This window comes from Nodosilinea sp. LEGE 07298 (assembly GCF_015207265.1).
Lineage (GTDB): Bacteria > Cyanobacteriota > Cyanobacteriia > Phormidesmidales > Phormidesmidaceae > Nodosilinea.
Genome location: NZ_JADEXE010000031.1, coordinates 1 through 16579 on the forward strand (window position 1 = coordinate 1; position 16579 = coordinate 16579).

Consider the following 16579-nt stretch of genomic DNA (forward strand, 5'->3'; position numbering starts at 1 on the left):
GTCTGCAATGGGAAGACAAATCGTTTTATCGCCTGCGGTTCCACGCTTCCGTCGTTGCTTGGCCATCACGTTGGCCTCCTAAGCGCTCTACCCCTATTTTACTCGACACAAACTTGGGTGGAACTAGATTCACCCTTCCAGAAAATGAACTGGCCAGACTATTGAGACACGAGCATCGAGGCCATCGGTAAACCTTCAGAATGTATTCGGTTCAAAGTGAGCAGCTTTTATCGTTGGCGAAGCAATATATAGAAAGCCGGGAATCTACTCCCGTTTGCCCAGCAGTACCACGTTCTATCTTCGAGCCTGTCAGGCTCAACGATCCATGTTATGTACGTCTTGTCGCAACAAACCCCACTGTGTGGCCGCCCAACTCGCCCAGAGCGATGCCGTAGTCGATCAGCTCCTGCGGCAGCTTAAGCGCTGTAGCCTGCGTCCCCGCCGCACCGTTTGGCAGCGAGTTAACGCCTTCTGGCGATCCCGACTTGGAAAGCTGCGCACAGCACTCCAGAGTATCCTGCGATCGGCGTTAATCCATTAGCTAGTCAGCGGGGTCAAACACCGTTTCGTCTTCCTGCCGCCAGGCCGGATCAACCAGACAAATGAACACCAGCGGGCGATCGCCCGTATTGCGAAGGTACTGGCGGGCCTGGGGCGGAATGTACACCGCATCGCCGGGCTGCACTAGGTTGGTTTCGTCGTCGATGTGCATCTCCCCCTGCCCGGCCAGAATGTAGTACACCTCGGAGGTGGTCAGGGCGTGAGGGGTAGACACCTGACCCACTGGCACGACCGCGTGGGCCAGACTATAGCGCAGGGCAATGTCTTGTTTATCAGGATGCAGCAGTTCCCGTAGCTGAGTGCCGTCACCGGCGACAAATTCGGGGCAGTCGAGTAGTTTACGAATCAGCATGGCAGGCAACCGTGTGGGCAGAGCCTTCTCGCCCAACCTGCCCCGACTAAGACGCTTGGGTAACCGGGGCAGGGTCGAGCCGTTGGGCAATTTTCTCCGCCATCATAGCTTCAATGGCCGTGGGTGCCAGCGGACGCGAAAACAAATAGCCCTGGCCTAGCTCGCACCGCAGCGCCTTGAGCTGGGCGTGGTGGCGGGTGGTTTCAACCCCTTCGGCCACCACATCGAGACCGAGGTTCCAGGCCAGGCGCACCACCGACTGCAAAATTTCTAGTTTTTCAAAGTCTTGATCGGCGTTTTCAATAAACGAGCGGTCAATTTTTAAGCAGTCGAAGGGAAAGCGATGCAGGTAGCTAAGCGACGAATAACCGGTACCAAAGTCATCGACCAGCAGCTTAATGCCCAGCGCCTTAATCTGCTCCAGGGTATCAATAATGCTGTCTGAGTGATCGATAAGCACACCTTCGGTAATTTCAATTTTGAGCCGGTTGGCCGAAAAGCCGGTTTCAGCCAAAATCTGCTGAATTCTTTCCACTAGGTTCTGCTGGGAGAACTGCTTGCTCGACATATTGACGCTGACCGTAAAGTTGGCCATGGCCGGAAACGCCAGCGTCCAGGCCTGCATCTGGCGGCAAGCCTCGGCCAGCACCCACCAGCCCAAAGGAATGATCAGCCCGGTAGCTTCGGCAATGTGGATAAATTCTCCCGGCAGCAGCAGCCCTCGGGTGGGGTGCTGCCACCGCACCAGCGCCTCAAAACCGCAGATTTCTTCGGTATTGAGCATGACGATCGGTTGGTAATGCAGCCGCAGTTCATTACTCATCAGGGCCTGACGCAAATCTATTTCGGTGCGCAGGCGCAGGTCTTGCTGCACCCGTAGAGAGTTGTCAAACACGTGCCAGGCGTGACTGGGGTTGTCTTTAATCTGGTACATGGCGACGTCGGCGTCACGTAGCCAGTCGCTAGCGCTTTTATAGGCGGCAGGGCCTAGGGCAATACCAATGCTGGCCTCGACATACACCTCCTGCTGCTGCAGCAACAGGGGTTGAGCAATGGCCGCCTGAATCTGCTCAGCCAGGTCAATAGCGGTAGAGCTAGTGGCCATGTCTTCGAGTAGAACAGCAAACTCGTCGCCCCCTAGACGAGCGATGGTGACGTCGGGGCGTAGCTGCGATCGCAGCCGGGCCGCTATTTCGATCAGCAGATCGTCTCCAACTTGGTGGCCCAGGTTGTCGTTGATGACCTTAAAGCGATCGAGATCGATAAACAGCAGCGCCATCAACACCTGGGGCTGGTCATGGGTGCGGGCCAGGGCATGACCCAGGCGATCCATAAACAAATCTCGGTTGGGTAGCCCGGTCAGGGTATCGTGGAACGCTTGCTGGAGCAGATTGGCCTCCTGCTGCTTAGCAGCAGAAATATCTTGTAGGACAAGCAGCGCGGCAGCCTGGCCGGGGCCTGCCAACGGCCTTCCGGTTGCCGTAATCCAGTGGGTGCAGGCGGGCGCACTGGCTACCAGCAAAAGCTCCTCGTCTTGCAGGCACTGGCCGCCCAAAAGCCGGTTCAGCGGCAGATCAGCGCCAGCTAAGGCGCGGTGATGACCATCGAGCACTTGGTAGCTTGATGGCTCACCGCAGCCCCCTAGACCCGCTACTCCCCCCGGCAGCAGTGCCTGTGCGGGGGCATTGCTAAAGAGCAGTGCCCCCGCCGCGTCTACCACAATTACCGCATGGGGTAGATGGCTGAGCACAGCCAGGTACATCTCAGCATCTGGGCAGGGGGGCTGTGACATAGGGTCTAAGAGGGTAATGAGGGGATGGAACAAGTCATACCGTTTACAAATATGAGTTATCTATAATATGAGTCACGAGGGGCGCGATCGCGCTTGATAGCTCTAACGTGCCCAAAATGCTGATGGAGTTGCGTCTCGAGTTGCATCTCTGGGAACGTTCTCAGGCTTACCCTAAAGAAAACGTGTGTGGGCCACAGTCCGTGAGATGCAGTGAGCAGAGCCTGACTTTAGAAACTTAAGATAAAGTGCTGTAAAGGATATGTGAGTCGTTGAACGTTACCCGCTGTGAGCAATTCAGGGTTGCCTCTCAGGGCCTACACTAAAACTGTTACCTCAGGGTCGTGCATTAATTTACCGAGACTGACCTAGTAACCAAGGGCAACACCCTGGAGCGACGGCAGTTCTGGCCTGATCTCAGGGAAGCCAGGCCACCAACAAGCAGCCTCCACAGCACGGCGATGGTTGCTGTGATAGGTACGGGTCTGTGATTAAATAGCCAGGCTGACGAAGGCATTTTGGGCAGCATGGAGCAAACACTACTAGGGGGGCGGTACCAGGTTGTCCGGCGGCTGGGGTCAGGAGGGTTCAGCCGTACTTTTTTAGTGACCGATATACACCTGCCCAACCATCCTCGCTGCGTCATCAAGCAGCTCAAGGTGCAGGATAAAGATACTGGCACCCTCGATATGGCCCGTCGCCTCTTCGACACCGAAGCACGGGTGCTGTATCAGCTGGGCAACCATCCCCAAATTCCCTCCTTGATGGCCCACTTTGAAGAAGACCAGGAATTTTATCTAGCCCAGGAATATATAGAGGGCAGCCGCCTCAATCGTCAGGTTGAAGAGGGTAAGCCCTGGTCAGAGACTCGGGTGGTGCTGCTGCTACAGGAGGTGCTGGAGATTTTGTCTTTCGTGCATCGTCAGCAGGTCATTCACCGTGATATTAAGCCGTCTAACCTGATTCGTCGCCACCGCGACGGCAAGCTGGTGCTGATCGACTTTGGGGCGGTTAAGCAGGTGACTTCGTCGCCTTTGCTCGATGCCGAAACCGGGGCCACCAACATTACAGTAGCCATTGGCACCCACGGCTACATGCCAAACGAGCAGTATGCGGGCAAGCCTCGATTTAGTAGCGATGTGTACGCGGTTGGCATCTTGGGTATTCGGGCGCTGACGGGCATGCATCCCCAAAGGCTGGAGGAAGACCCGGTGACCAGCGAGATCGACTGGCGTCAGCACGCGCCAACGGTGTCGTCGTCGCTGGCGGCGGTACTCGACACAATGGTGCGCTACGACTTTCGCGATCGCTACCCCACCGCCCAAGAGGCCCTGGAGGCGCTGCAAAACCTGCCTAACCCTTTGCATGGGTTAGTGGGCACCCAAATCTACCAAACCTGGATGAAAGGGGCCAATGGGCGGGGGCCAACCTTCCCTGATGACGATAGCAATACCGCTGTCGGCCCCACCGAAACCTCAGAACCCACGGCTTTTGCCGACGACCAAGACTCAACCTCCCTTTTTCCAGTCGATTTGGCCTATAGCAATGGCAAGGGTGCAGCTTCGCAGCCCATAGCCGCCGTCGAAGCAAACGTCTCGGACTTTCAGCCCCTTCCCCACCGCCGATCGCTGGTTGTCGGCAGTGTACTGGGAGCGCTGGCTATTGGCCTGGTGCTCTGGCGCAGTGGCTTGACCATTGCCCTTGAGCTGAATGGGGGCGGGGTGGCGATTCCTTTTCAAGCAGCAGCCGTGCCAACGTTGACAACCGACTTAGGCCTGCTGCTGCCCCCCGAGGAAAAGGCCACCTTTCTAACTCGTCAGGGCGATCGCCTGTTGAATCAGGGCCGCTACCCCGATGCCCTGGCCACCTATAACGAAGCCGTAGAGATTCAGCCAGAGTATGCTGCCGCCTACCTGGGGCGGTGCAAGACGCTGATTGCCCTCAAGCGCCCCATTGAGGCCATTGCCGCCTGCGACGACGCTCTGGCCTACAGCACCTATTACCCCGAAGCGGTGCGCAGCAAAGGCAACGCCGAAGAGCAGCAGGGTAAGCTGCTGGCGGCCCTCGCTCTGTACGAAAGCACCAACCGCCTCATGCCCGCCATGTTTGAGGCCTGGCTAGACCGGGGGCGGGTGCTGCAAAAGCTAGGGCGATCGGCGGAAGCCCTGGCAGCCGTTGACCAGGCGATCGCCCGCAACCGCGAGTCGGCAGAAGCCTGGACCGTGCGCGGCGAGGCCACCTGGACCTTAAGACGTTACGACCAAACCATCATTGCCCTCGAAAAGGCTCTACAGCTCAACCCCAACTACGGCCCGGCTAAAGAGCTGCGCCAGCAGGCGCGCCAGACTTTGGGACGGTAGGAAGTACTGGAGTGGGTGGAGCCTCAAGGGTCTAGCGTGGCCACGCTAATGTTGGTTTCTAAGACAGAGCTAACCCGACTGCCCTCCTGAGTGCTGCCGTAAACCGGCAGGGTTTGGCTGGGAAAGGGGCTGGCGACTAGGGCAATGTGGCGATCGCTGACCGCGAGCCCGTGGGTTGGATCAAATCCGCGCCAGCCGCCGCCGGGTACGTATACCTCGGCCCAGGCGTGCAGATCGCGATCGGCCATAGTAGGGTCGCCCTCTTCGTAGCCGCTGACAAAGCGGGCCGCCAGCCCCACCGCTCGGCAAGCTTCCATAAACAGCACCGCAAAATCGCGACAGCTACCCAGCTTTTTGGCCCAGGTAATGCCCCCTGGCCAGGGGTGACCGGTGGCTCGGATGGTGTAGTCGCAGGTTTCGTAGATGTGAGATACCAGGGCCGTCAAAAATAACCCTACATTGCCGTCGGTGCGGTGGGCGATCGCCTGGGCCAAGTCTACGACACCCGCCGCAATGGGCTCGTGAACTGGGTTGAGGTAAGGCAGCAGGGTAGAGCGCACGGTCATTGGATAGTCTACCGGCAGGGTATTGGCCCAGGATTCGGCGAGGTAGTCAAAGGGGTTTGAGCGATAGGTTTCCACCTCAGCGGTAGTCACCAGGGTAAACTGTTCGGTCGGAGTGGGCTCAAACCAAAGCCCCACCGTAGAGTTGCCGTCCAGATCGGCGATCGCCGTCTGTTGGCTAGGTTTGGGGGTTACCTCCAAGTCAAATCTGAGGAGCTGTTGGGCACCATCGCTGCGAGGGCGCAGACGTAGAACGTGGGGGCGCAGGGTAATTGGCTGCTGATAGCGGTAGTGAGTGAGGTGATGAATTCGATAGCGCATGGAGAGCAGAAACCTGGCAAGGGACGGTGTAGTTGAGGCAATCTCATGGCGTTTTACAAACAACCAACTATTTAAAAAAGCGCAAAAAAGCCTTATTTTAGACGACCAAACTCGATTAACGGTATCAGACCCTCGATTTTGGCCCTGTAGCCAAATTGCCAGTCGGCTCCAAAATGGGGTCTTTATTAATCGGCCCCTCACCTTGGTTCTTGATGACTGATCCCCGACAGAACAGTCTAAAAACTGTCTACTCCATTTTCATTTTTTTGACAACAGGCAGCCTGTTGTCAAAACCTGTTAACGCTAAAACCTGTTAGCCAGGATCCAACCTTTCAGGTTTTTTCTAAACCAAACGAAGCGCTGACGCTGCTCTATCCAGTGAACCAAACAGGCTAGTAATTTCACCAGGATTGCTCTATCCAACGGCGGGGATCACCCGCCCTCACATGATCCCAAGGTTAAGCATTTATAAAATAAGCTTGCACCTCCCATAAAACAACGTAATAATAAAACCTATAGAGAACGCAGCAATTTTAACCTGCCACTTTATCAACAGTTCTCGCAGTGAGATAAACCATTGCGAGATTCTTTTTACCTAAAACAGTTCACAGATAACATTTCTGATTTATTCATTAAAAGCTGCCGGAGTCACAACATGATTGGTCATTCTCAACAAGTTCATTGCCCAAACTGTGGGCATCTAGCCGAAAGGCACCATATTGATCCCGACCAGTTGGTGCGAACTCAGTGTGGGGCCTGCGACTATCTCATGATTACCTGTGCCCGCACCGGCAAAGTCATTGAAGCCTATGCCCCAGGATTGTTTGCCACCTCGGCCTGCTAGCTGCTGCGCCAGAGACATGTAAGGAGTCTTGGTCTACGGCACCCTGATTACCAAGCTCAAATACCCAACTTTAGATGTCCCCGACTGGCCTTCACGGCTATGTCGGGGACATTTGTATTTAGGGTCTTTTGCTGTCTCTCAAAGCCTGTCTCAGCCCTGACCAAATTGGTATAGTCAAAGCCAGCGCTACAGTACGGTTTGCCCCAGGACGGCTTAGGTATGGATTTTATTCTGCGGGAATGTCGGATCCCTAGCGGTGAGTTGGTTGACATTGGGCTAGAAAATGGCCTGATCGGGGCCATTGAATCTCACCTAAAAGCCTCGGCGATCGCAGAAATTGCCGTAGGGGGCAAACTGGTGAGCCCTCCTTTTGTGGAGTCGCACATTCACCTTGACTCGGCGCTTACCGCCGGTCAGCCCCGCTGGAACCAAAGCGGCACCCTATTTGAGGGCATTGAGATCTGGCGCGATCGCAAGCAGTCGCTCACCCTAGAGGATGTCAAAGAACGCGCGATCGCCACACTCAAGCTCCAGGCCCAGCAGGGAGTGCTGTTTGTACGCACCCACGCCGACGTCAGCGAGACTAACCTGGTAGCCCTCAAAGCCCTACTGGAGGTGCGCGACGCGGTCAAAGACTGGATGACAGTTCAGATTGTCGCCTTTCCCCAGGACGGCCTCTACAGCAGCCCCGGCAATCTGGAGCTGATGGAAACAGCCCTCAAACTAGGGGTCGATGCGATAGGCGGCATTCCCCACTACGAAATGACCCGCGAAGACGGGGTGCAGTCGGTGCACCGCATTTTTGAGCTAGCTCAGCACTACGATCGCCTGATCGACATACATTGCGACGAAATCGACGATGACCAGTCGCGCTTTTTAGAAGTGGTCGCTGCCTGTACCGTGCGATCGGGCCTCGGATCGCGAGTCACCGCCAGCCACACGACCGCCTTTGCCAGCTACAACAACGCCTACGCCTTCAAGCTCATGGGACTGCTGGCCCGCGCTAATCTCAACTTTATCGCCAACCCGCTGATCAACATCACCCTCCAGGGCCGCACCGACACCTACCCCAAGCGACGCGGCGTCACCCGCGTCAAAGAACTCTGGCAGCAGGGCCTGAATGTCAGCCTGGGCCACGACTGTATCCAAGATCCCTGGTACAGCTTAGGCACCGGCAACATGCTCGATGTCGCCGCCATGGCCGTCCACGTTTGCCAAATGACCGGCCAAGACGAGATCGCCGCCTGCTACAACATGATCACAACCAATGGCGCTAAAACCCTTGCTGTTCAAGAGATCTATGGCCTGGAGGTAGGCAAACCCGCCAGCTTAATTGTGCTGGATGCGGATAGCCCCTACGATGCCATCCGCCGCCGCGCCGCCGTCACCCACGTCTTCTCCCACGGCAAACTGCTAGTGCAGACAACCCCCGCAGAGGTGAAGTGGGCGTAGGGGATGGATGGGTGGACGGGTGGAGGAGAAAGGGAAGGGTGAAGACGGTAAGGAGATTAGGAAGGTGAGTGTTGCCTACAGGCTCCTTTGCAAAACAGAAGTTTAAATTGATGATTAATCCCTCCTTTCCGTGAGGTCAAGGACGACGGAACGTCCTTGTCGACGGGGGTCTGAGGCCAGCGAAATGGCCCCAGCAATAGATTTGGCGTTGACCCAAATTGTGCGCCGCAAGCCTAGATATTGAGCTGAGAAAACCTGAGTTTAATGGTGGGCAGTGCCCACCCTACCAGCCAGGGCAAACGGTGTTTGCCCCTACCCTCAATGAAAATAAGACGCCCCATTCACATCAAAGGTGGCTCCGGTAGCATGAGGCGCTAACCCCGCCACCAAAAACGCCACCAGGTTAGCAATATCCTGCGGTTCTGCCGGGGCACCCATAGGAATATCACGGGTAACATACTCCGCTCCTCGCTCCGCCATTACCTGTTCAATGCGATCGGTGCGTACAAAGCCAGGCGCGATCGCATAAGCCCGCACCCCATCTTGGGCAAACCCCTTCGCTAGGCTGCGAGTGAGACCAATCACCCCTCCCTTCGAGGCCGCATAAGCCATAAACTCTGGCCCATCCCCCCGAAATGCGGCTCGACTGGCCAGGTTCACTAGCGTACCGCCGCCCTGGGCTTGAAAGTGGCCTACAGCCTCCCGACACAGATCGGCCATAGCAATCAGATTGACTTGCAGCGTGTCCTGCCAAGCCGTCGACCATTGCTCCCAAGGATCTGTAATAGCGGCGGCAGGCATAGTGGCGGCGTTATTCACCACGGCGTTAATAACCTCGCCCTGGGTCAGGGCTTGCTGCCACAGCGCCAGGGCCGCCCCCGGCACCGCTAAATCGGCCTGCACCACGTGAATGCGTTCAGGTCCCAAATCGGCGGCAATTTGGTTGGCCTCAGCCTCTCCATGGCTGTAGTGGAGCAGGATCGATGCCCCCGCTTTGTGCAGGGTGCGGGCGATCGCCTCCCCAATGCCTCGGGAGCCGCCCGTCACCAACACCGTGCTGCCTTGTAAATCGATCAACGTCATACGTCATTGCCACTAGTGGTGACGCGCCCAAACCTTTTGCGAATCAAGCTTAGCCCCCGTAACTGGGGCGGTAGGGCACCTATAGCCAATGTACAGCGACAGTTACCCGCTCCAAAATGTAAAGAACTTAGCAATATTTGTTTACATTGCGTTACACTAAGCTTACAGAAGCAAGAAACGGAGAACATCCTATGACCACTAGCGGTTACACCACCGAAGATGGCGGTCGCCTCAACAACTTCGCCGTTGAACCTAAGGTTTACGTCGATGACAGCCAGCAGTTTGGCTTCAACGAGTACGCCGAAAAGCTAAATGGTCGCTTAGCCATGATTGGCTTTGTATCTGCGGTACTCTTCGAGGCTGCTACTGGTCACGGCATCGTCACCTGGCTCACCAATCTGTAGGCTCACTTAGGCGCGTCATCTGAACGCCTTCACACCGAGTTTCTCTATCGTGTCAATCGAATAAAGTTATCGTTCTCAGACCTACGGCCCAAAAACCCATGTTACATTAAGTAACAGGATATTGATTTTTGCCCCTCTATACACCTAGGAGATATCCATCATGGAAACCAACGAAACCAAGTTCGGCTTTGTCAACTTTGCAGAAACCTGGAACGGTCGCCTAGCGATGCTGGGCTTCGTAATTGGTGTAGCCACCGAGTTTCTGACCGGTCAGGGCATTCTGTCTCAAATCGGCATCATGTAGTTTGCCTACAGCCTGACAATTGAATAGAAAAAGGGGAGCAATAGTTTGCTCCCCTTTTTTGTTGGCTTTGTTGGCCTGGGCTTGCTGATATAGCTGTCATCAGCTTGATAGAGTCATGGCCCAGAGCCAGCGCTCAAGCGCTCTTAGAGTTTTTTGAGATCCTGATCAATGGGACTACCGCTGTAGCTAATGTGCAGCTAGCCTTCACATCATTCGGGTCAGGGCAGTTATCTTAGACAGCTTAAGGGGGTCTAGACCTCCTAAATCGTCTAAACTCAGCCAACCCTCTTTGACTAAGTCAGCAAATACAAAAATTAGCGCTGCTTCTCGTCCGTCATATTTACCATCAAGCTCATGGCGACGAGCGCTCAGAAAGTCGTGCAGACGCCAAATGTCATCGGTGTTAGCCACGGCACTGGCTTGATCTCGCACCACTTGCACTAAAGCTTTTATCTCTCGTTCGTAGGCCTTATCGAAGGCGGTCTTAGCAATGGACTGCTCCTGAGATGTCCACTGGAGTTCGCTGGTCTGCATGATTAGAGGGGTGAAAAAAGGATGAAAAGCCGCCATAGATGATTCTTGAGCCCATACCCAGCACTATCGCAATGCTTGAGGAAGAACCTAGCTTAGATAAGGCTAAGGCTGAGCCCACAGTGAGTATCAGCCTTAGCTATATCTGTGTAGCAACTATGGATATTTATCTATATTAAGGAATATTACAGGCTTTTGCAAGCTCTCATAAACCAAAAACCACCCTCAGGCGAGAGTGGTTTTTGTTTAAGACTAAGCGGGCCTAACTAGGTAGCCAAAAAAGAAAAGCAGCTTTTGCAGGGAAATACCAAGATATTGACCCAGTCTCTAGCGATACCTTAACAAGGCTCTACCGCACTAGGTTTAGCAGCTCTTTGGGTGAGGCCAGTAGATCGATCGCCACAAAGAAAATTTTGCCTTCGGGGTTAATCAAAAACCGCCAGGCAATGTTCATGCCGACTCCAGCGCCAAACCAAGGCGTTTGCACCTTGCCGGTAACCTTAATTTGGGTAAAGCCATCAGCGGCGGGTTCGGTAACCCCACGCTCAGGGATCAGTTTGAGATTTTGGCAATCTTCCTGAAAGAAACGCAGCACGTTGGCCTTGCCCACGATGGGGCGCTGGAAGGGGGGTTGCAGCGCACCATCATCGGTAAATAGCTCGATGAGGGCATTAAAGTCGTTGGCATTGAGGTTGTTCATGTAAGCCAGTACCGTTTGGTTGTTGACTCCCTCAATGGAGACCTGGCTGCGCTGGGTAACATCTTGGGGTGGCACTACAGGCTCGGCCACACGGGTGTAAGAGCCCATTTGCTTGGCGTCAAAGCCCATGTCAACCACGGCATTGCGTAGCACCGTAATCTGCTGCCCCGACTCCAGGTTGCGAATTGATTGCAGCACCGCTGAGGCGTTAGCCGACAGCTGGTAGCCTTCGGGAATGGGGGCAACAAAGCCTTCTTCCATCCATTGGCCCAGCTTGTACCAGAATCCCAGCTTGATATTGGGCGACCAGGTGGAGTAGGTGCGGCCAATGGGGGTATCGGCTCGGTTGGCTAGGTCGCACATGACCTGCGATTGCTCTTGAAACGACATGGCTTTGATCTCATTCATGGTAGCCTCAGCAAACTGCATGCTTGCTGCGCCAGGAGCCGCAATGGTGATGCCTTTGCCCATATCGAGGTAGGCAAACCAGATTAATGCCAGTTGGTCTTCTGCACTCAGCTGCGTAAAGCGAGCAATAGTGGCGGGTACCGCATCAGCAGTGAGGGTACTGGGGAAGATATTGCGCGCTGAATCGAGTGTGAACGGCATACTGTGATTTCCTCAAAGGGTACTGGGCGAAATGACTGTAAATTTTGAAACATTTCCTTACAAAATTTAACATTCAAAGGGCATCCACGCAAGATCAATGGCAACCATACGATCGCGTGCTTTGATTTAGGGGCAAAATCTCTAGAATGGGGATAGTCAACCCATAATTTTGGCAAACATCACCCATGGAAACTCTTGCCCTTACCCCCCCCAATGTGGAGCAGGTCTTAGACGAACTGCGCCCCTACCTGCTTGCCGACGGCGGCAACGTAGAGCTGGTAGAAATTGATGGACCTGTCGTTAAGCTACGTCTGCAGGGGGCCTGTGGCTCTTGCCCCAGCTCTGCGATGACCCTGCGCATGGGCATTGAGCGCCGTCTGCGCGAGTTTATTCCTGAAATCGCTGAGATCGAGCAGGTATTTTAGGAATGCTGATATTCTGTTCTATTGGCAAGGGGTTTTCCTGACGCCAGAGAATCAGATTTTAGAGGGCTGCTGTGCTGGATCTAAAGCAAATACGAGAAAATCCAGAGCGGGTACAGACCGCTCTGGGCAAGCGGGGTGAGTACGATCTAGCCCCGCTACTAGCGCTAGACCAGCAGCAGCGCCAGCTAGAAACGGCGCGATCGCAGCTACAGGCCCGCAGCAACGAGATCGGCAAGCAGGTCGGCCAGACTATCAAGGCTGGGGCTGCCCCCAACGGGCCAGAAGTAGCCGCTCTCAAAGCCGAGGGTAACCAGGTCAAGAGCGAGCTGCAAACTCTAGAGCCCAAAGAGCGGGAGATTAAGGCCCAGATTGACGGCATTTTGCTGGCCTTACCCAACCTGCCTAGCGATTCCACTCCGGTTGGTAAAGACGAAACCGAAAATGTAGAAGTGCGCCGCTGGGGCGATCAGTATTTGCCCCAGCAGCCCGCCAAACCCCACTGGGAAATTGGCGAAACCCTGGGTATTCTCGACTTTAAACGCGCTGCCGAAAAAATCGCCCAAAGCCGCTTTGTGGCATTGATGGGGGTCGGGGCTGCTCTGGAGCGGGCATTGATTTCCTTCATGCTCGATCGCCATACCAAAGCAGGCTATTACGAGGTCATTCCTCCCTACTTGGTTAGCTCTGCCGCCCTCACCGCTTCGGGCCAGCTGCCCAAGTTTGCCGAAGAGAGCTTTCAGTGCCGCGACGACGACCTGTGGCTAACCCCCACGGCTGAGGTACCCCTCACCAACCTGCACCGCGATGAGATTCTAAGCTCCGACCAGCTGCCCATTCACTACTGCGCCTACACGCCCTGCTTTCGGCGCGAAGCAGGTAGCTACGGCAAAGACACGCGGGGCCTGATTCGCCTCCACCAGTTCAATAAGGTGGAGATGTACAAATTTGTTCACCCCGACACTTCCTTTGATGCGCTAGAAGCGCTGGTGAAGGATGCCGAAGATATTCTGCAACAGCTTAAGCTGCCCTACCGGGTGCTGGCCCTCTGCACGGGTGACCTGGGGTTCTCAAGCTGCAAAACCTATGACCTCGAGGTCTGGATGCCCTCCTCGGACAGCTACCGTGAGATCTCTAGCTGCTCAAACTGTATCGATTTTCAGGCCCGCCGGGCCAATGTGCGCTTTAAAGCAGCGGGGCAAAAAGGCACTCAATACGTGCACACTCTCAACGGGTCGGGGCTGGCTATTGGCCGCACCATGGCCGCCATTTTGGAAAATTACCAGGAAGCCAACGGCTCGGTGCGCGTGCCCGAGGTATTGCAACCTTACCTGGGGCGCGAATACCTTTAGGAATTTGCGGGTTAATGATGTACCAGGTAGCCAGGTTTCGACTTCGCTCAACCTTCAGCGATCGAGGGCTGAGCGAAGTCGAAGTCTGATCAGCAGGTATCTTATTTTCTCGCGAGTCCCTTGGGCCTCTAGAGCGGAAAGCGATAAACAATCGCGCCCGTGTCTTTTACCTCAAAGGTCGCGTTGAGCAGCTGGGCTTTTTGATCGAGAAATGTTTTGGCCTGCTCGATCGGCAACTGCGCTGCTGCCGCAAACTGAATGATGGTGAGGTCTCCCGCCTGGTTTTGCAGCAGCTGTAGAAACATCTGCTCCTGCTGTAGTGATAGAGACTGGGATGTTTGCCGGTTGCTGTGGCGCAGATTCCACGCTAGCCAGCCGCCTAGGGCCGTAGGCGCTAGGCCAAACAGCACTAGAGCAGCGCCGGTTTCGGCTAGATCTTCCAGATCGTCATCAGCATCGGCGATTTGAGCGGTCGCCAGCAGCGAAATGGATAGCCCAAACAGTAAACAAGCTCCGGCCAATGTCTTTTGTATTGTTCGCATACCCTGTATTGTTCGCATACCCATGTTCTCCCACCCAAATCGATCTCAGCTTTTGACAGACTTTTGACAGCAATGTTAGCCATCTTCTCCCTAATTTGCCTAGGAGGAGCCGCTTTAACCGTCTCTATACCCTCTCTATAATAGGAGGCAACCCAGTCGCCCTCGGCCAGCTATGACCTACCCAACGGGACACTCCGTCGCGCAGACTAACCCACCGCGATCGCCGCGTGAAACGCTGCCAACCATGTACGACCTCCCCAGCGAGTTTCCAGAGGAACCCGGCTTGCCTGACGAATTTCATGATCTACAGCCTCAGCTTTTAAGTCGTACTCTGGCTTTGAGCGACTACAGCCGTGATCAGTGGTTTACCGGATCCGATTTAAACCTCTACTACGATGTTCACCACCCCCTCTGGCACAAACGGCCCGATTGGTTTCTAGCGGTAGGTGTTCCCCGACTCTACGACGGCTATGACCTGCGTCGCAGCTATGTAGTATGGCAGGAGGGTGTTGCTCCAGCAGTAGTTGTGGAATTTTTATCGCCCAGAACTGAGCAGGAAGATTTGGGCCGATTCTACCAAGAGGAAGATCAGGTTGAAAGCGAGGAAGTGAGTCCAGAACCCGTAGATTTGAACCAAATACCGGGCAAGTTAGATGTCTACGAAACTTACCTACGAGTAGCCCACTATGTGGTTTACAGTCGATACACTCAACGACTGCGCTACTTTAAGCTAATTGGTCGCCAGTACGAAGAGCAACGTGTTAACCCATCTCCCCTATCCATTTGGCTCAGCGATTTAAATATCGGATTAGGGGTTTGGGAAGGTGAATTTGAAGGTATTCCAGGCCATTGGCTACGGTGGTGCAATGCGCAGGGAAACTGGCTATTGACTGATACAGAGCAAGAATATCAAGCCAAACGGCAGGCCCAACTTCAGACACAAGACGTTCAGCAGCGAGCCGATCGCTTAGCACAGCGGCTGCGCGAACTTGGGGTAGACCCCGACGAAATTTAGCCTTATTTTTTACCAAATAGCTGACCCAGCACCGCCAGCCGAGAGCAGTGCCAGTAGTCAATGTGGGAAATCACCTTGCCGTCTTCGCCGAGGGCTAGCTCACTGTGTCCAGGAATGCTCATGCGCGGCTGCCAGGGCACAGGGGCTACCCAACTTAGGGTCCAGTGGGTGTTGATTTGAGTGGGAGTGGCGTACTCTATACCGTGCAGATCGAGGTTGACTTGCTTAAACAAGCCATCGATTAGCCCGATCATGCTCCGGTAGCGGTCGACGCCGCGAAACTCGTTGAGCGGGTCTTTGAAGTACACGTTTTCGGCGTACAGGTGGTAGCTCTGGTCTTTGGGGAAGTGCTGATAGTCGAGGCGAATTTGGTCGAGGATATCCATGCAGGTGGCCTCTCTAGGCAAGTACCGTCGTCTTTATTATCGACATTATCGACGACAGCACCTGGAGCCTGAGGTTGATTTCGCCTGAACCGCTCTAGCAGCTAGTGCCCTACAAAATCTGGGAGAGAAACTTCTGGGTACGATCCTCGCGGGGGTTGCTAAAGAACTCCTGGGGCGTGTTTTCTTCGACCAGGTAGCCACCATCCATGAGCACAACGCGATCGGCGACCTCGCGGGCAAAGCCGACTTCGTGGGTGACGCAGACCATGGTCATGCCTGAGTCGGCTAGACCCCGCATTACATCCAGCACTTCACGCACCATCTCTGGGTCGAGGGCGGAGGTGGGCTCGTCAAATAGCATTACCTTGGGCTGCATGGCTAGAGAACGGGCGATCGCTACCCGCTGCTGCTGTCCCCCCGAAAGCTGCCCCGGGAACTTATGGGCCTGTTCTAAAATACCGACCCGCTCTAGCAGCTGCATAGCCACCTCCTGGGCTTTAGACTTGGGCCAGCGGCGGACCCAAATGGGGGCCAGGGTGACATTTTGCAGCACCGTCAGGTGGGGGAACAGGTTGAACTGCTGAAACACCATGCCCACCTCGCGGCGGATAGCCTCAATATTTTTGAGGTCGTGGGAAATGGTGATGCCGTCTACCTCAATGCTGCCTTTTTGATAGGGTTCCAGGGCATTGAAGGTGCGGATAAAAGTTGATTTCCCCGATCCAGACGGCCCCATAACCACCAGCACTTCGCCCTTGTAGACCGTCATGGTGACGCCCTTAAGCACGTGGAAACCATTGTCGTACCACTTCTCGACGTCGCGGGCAACAATAACGGGCTCCGTGCCTGTGTGTTGGGCCGATGGCTGCTCCGTCTGAAACTGTGTCATGAACGTTTTCCTCTTAAGTTCAGACCCCAAGTGGGGTCATTAACAACGCACAAACAACGAATTCAAAAGCATTCAGTACCTTTAACCAAGGCGGATAATG

General features: G+C 54.9%; 18 protein-coding genes. 9 read left to right on the forward strand and 9 right to left on the reverse strand.

The window, feature by feature from the left end; genetic code table 11:
* Window positions 1-325 precede the first annotated feature (325 nt).
* On the forward strand, window positions 326-541 hold the full coding sequence (locus tag IQ273_RS06530; RefSeq protein WP_194022368.1) for a hypothetical protein: 216 nt from the start codon (window positions 326-328) through the stop codon (window positions 539-541).
* Here the strand turns inward: IQ273_RS06530 and IQ273_RS06535 are convergent, their stop codons facing one another.
* Together IQ273_RS06535 and IQ273_RS06540 are read right to left on the reverse strand one after the other, a co-directional pair.
* Complete coding sequence (locus IQ273_RS06535) at window positions 542-913, reverse strand: cupin domain-containing protein (protein ID WP_194022369.1); 372 nt, start codon at window positions 911-913, stop codon at window positions 542-544. It lies immediately after the preceding gene.
* A 46-nt stretch (window positions 914-959) separates the two neighbouring features.
* A complete protein-coding gene (locus IQ273_RS06540; RefSeq protein WP_194022370.1) occupies window positions 960-2705 on the reverse strand; it encodes a bifunctional diguanylate cyclase/phosphodiesterase in 1746 nt (581 codons plus the stop codon).
* Between the two features lie 524 nt (window positions 2706-3229).
* Here IQ273_RS06540 and IQ273_RS06545 point away from each other — a divergent pair.
* Complete coding sequence (locus IQ273_RS06545) at window positions 3230-5062, forward strand: protein kinase domain-containing protein (protein ID WP_194022371.1); 1833 nt, start codon at window positions 3230-3232, stop codon at window positions 5060-5062.
* Between the two features lie 23 nt (window positions 5063-5085).
* Here the strand turns inward: IQ273_RS06545 and IQ273_RS06550 are convergent, their stop codons facing one another.
* Window positions 5086-5946 (reverse strand): transglutaminase family protein, encoded by an 861-nt coding sequence (locus IQ273_RS06550; RefSeq protein ID WP_194022372.1) that lies wholly within the window; start codon window positions 5944-5946, stop codon window positions 5086-5088.
* Between the two features lie 655 nt (window positions 5947-6601).
* Here IQ273_RS06550 and IQ273_RS35700 point away from each other — a divergent pair.
* Window positions 6602-6790: a replication restart DNA helicase PriA gene (locus IQ273_RS35700; protein ID WP_194022373.1), complete on the forward strand. Its 189-nt coding sequence runs from the start codon at window positions 6602-6604 to the stop codon at window positions 6788-6790.
* Between the two features lie 219 nt (window positions 6791-7009).
* On the forward strand, window positions 7010-8242 hold the full coding sequence (codA, locus tag IQ273_RS06560; RefSeq protein ID WP_194022374.1) for a cytosine deaminase: 1233 nt from the start codon (window positions 7010-7012) through the stop codon (window positions 8240-8242).
* A 318-nt stretch (window positions 8243-8560) separates the two neighbouring features.
* Here codA and IQ273_RS06565 read toward each other — a convergent pair whose 3' ends face one another.
* On the reverse strand, window positions 8561-9325 hold the full coding sequence (locus IQ273_RS06565) for an SDR family NAD(P)-dependent oxidoreductase (RefSeq protein ID WP_194022375.1): 765 nt from the start codon (window positions 9323-9325) through the stop codon (window positions 8561-8563).
* Window positions 9326-9516: 191 nt separating this feature from the next.
* On the opposite strand from IQ273_RS06565, the gene IQ273_RS06570 reads away from it, so the two are divergent.
* Both IQ273_RS06570 and IQ273_RS06575 read left to right on the forward strand, forming a co-directional pair.
* Window positions 9517-9729: a chlorophyll a/b-binding protein gene (locus IQ273_RS06570; RefSeq protein WP_194022376.1), complete on the forward strand. Its 213-nt coding sequence runs from the start codon at window positions 9517-9519 to the stop codon at window positions 9727-9729.
* A gap of 160 nt (window positions 9730-9889) precedes the next feature.
* Complete coding sequence (locus tag IQ273_RS06575) at window positions 9890-10033, forward strand: chlorophyll a/b-binding protein (protein ID WP_194022377.1); 144 nt, start codon at window positions 9890-9892, stop codon at window positions 10031-10033.
* 204 nt (window positions 10034-10237) lie between these two features.
* Here the strand turns inward: IQ273_RS06575 and IQ273_RS06580 are convergent, their stop codons facing one another.
* On the reverse strand, window positions 10238-10567 hold the full coding sequence (locus IQ273_RS06580; RefSeq protein WP_228052447.1) for a hypothetical protein: 330 nt from the start codon (window positions 10565-10567) through the stop codon (window positions 10238-10240).
* A gap of 346 nt (window positions 10568-10913) precedes the next feature.
* Window positions 10914-11873: an orange carotenoid-binding protein gene (locus tag IQ273_RS06585; RefSeq protein WP_194022378.1), complete on the reverse strand. Its 960-nt coding sequence runs from the start codon at window positions 11871-11873 to the stop codon at window positions 10914-10916.
* 185 nt (window positions 11874-12058) lie between these two features.
* Here IQ273_RS06585 and IQ273_RS06590 point away from each other — a divergent pair, with 185 nt between their 5' ends.
* Entirely contained in the window at window positions 12059-12298 is a 240-nt protein-coding gene (locus IQ273_RS06590; protein WP_017299982.1) for a NifU family protein, read from the forward strand.
* A 71-nt stretch (window positions 12299-12369) separates the two neighbouring features.
* Complete coding sequence (gene serS, locus IQ273_RS06595) at window positions 12370-13647, forward strand: serine--tRNA ligase (RefSeq protein WP_194022379.1); 1278 nt, start codon at window positions 12370-12372, stop codon at window positions 13645-13647.
* A gap of 128 nt (window positions 13648-13775) precedes the next feature.
* Here serS and IQ273_RS06600 read toward each other — a convergent pair whose 3' ends face one another.
* Window positions 13776-14189 carry a hypothetical protein gene (locus tag IQ273_RS06600; protein WP_194022380.1) on the reverse strand — a complete coding sequence of 138 codons (414 nt, stop codon included), beginning with the start codon at window positions 14187-14189 and terminating at the stop codon, window positions 13776-13778.
* Between the two features lie 172 nt (window positions 14190-14361).
* Here IQ273_RS06600 and IQ273_RS06605 point away from each other — a divergent pair, with 172 nt between their 5' ends.
* Window positions 14362-15204 carry a Uma2 family endonuclease gene (locus IQ273_RS06605; protein WP_194022381.1) on the forward strand — a complete coding sequence of 281 codons (843 nt, stop codon included), beginning with the start codon at window positions 14362-14364 and terminating at the stop codon, window positions 15202-15204.
* A 2-nt stretch (window positions 15205-15206) separates the two neighbouring features.
* Here IQ273_RS06605 and IQ273_RS06610 read toward each other — a convergent pair whose 3' ends face one another.
* Both IQ273_RS06610 and IQ273_RS06615 read right to left on the reverse strand, forming a co-directional pair.
* Complete coding sequence (locus tag IQ273_RS06610) at window positions 15207-15590, reverse strand: DUF2358 domain-containing protein (RefSeq protein ID WP_194022382.1); 384 nt, start codon at window positions 15588-15590, stop codon at window positions 15207-15209.
* A gap of 109 nt (window positions 15591-15699) precedes the next feature.
* On the reverse strand, window positions 15700-16479 hold the full coding sequence (locus IQ273_RS06615) for an amino acid ABC transporter ATP-binding protein (RefSeq protein ID WP_194022383.1): 780 nt from the start codon (window positions 16477-16479) through the stop codon (window positions 15700-15702).
* Window positions 16480-16579: the final 100 nt, after the last annotated feature.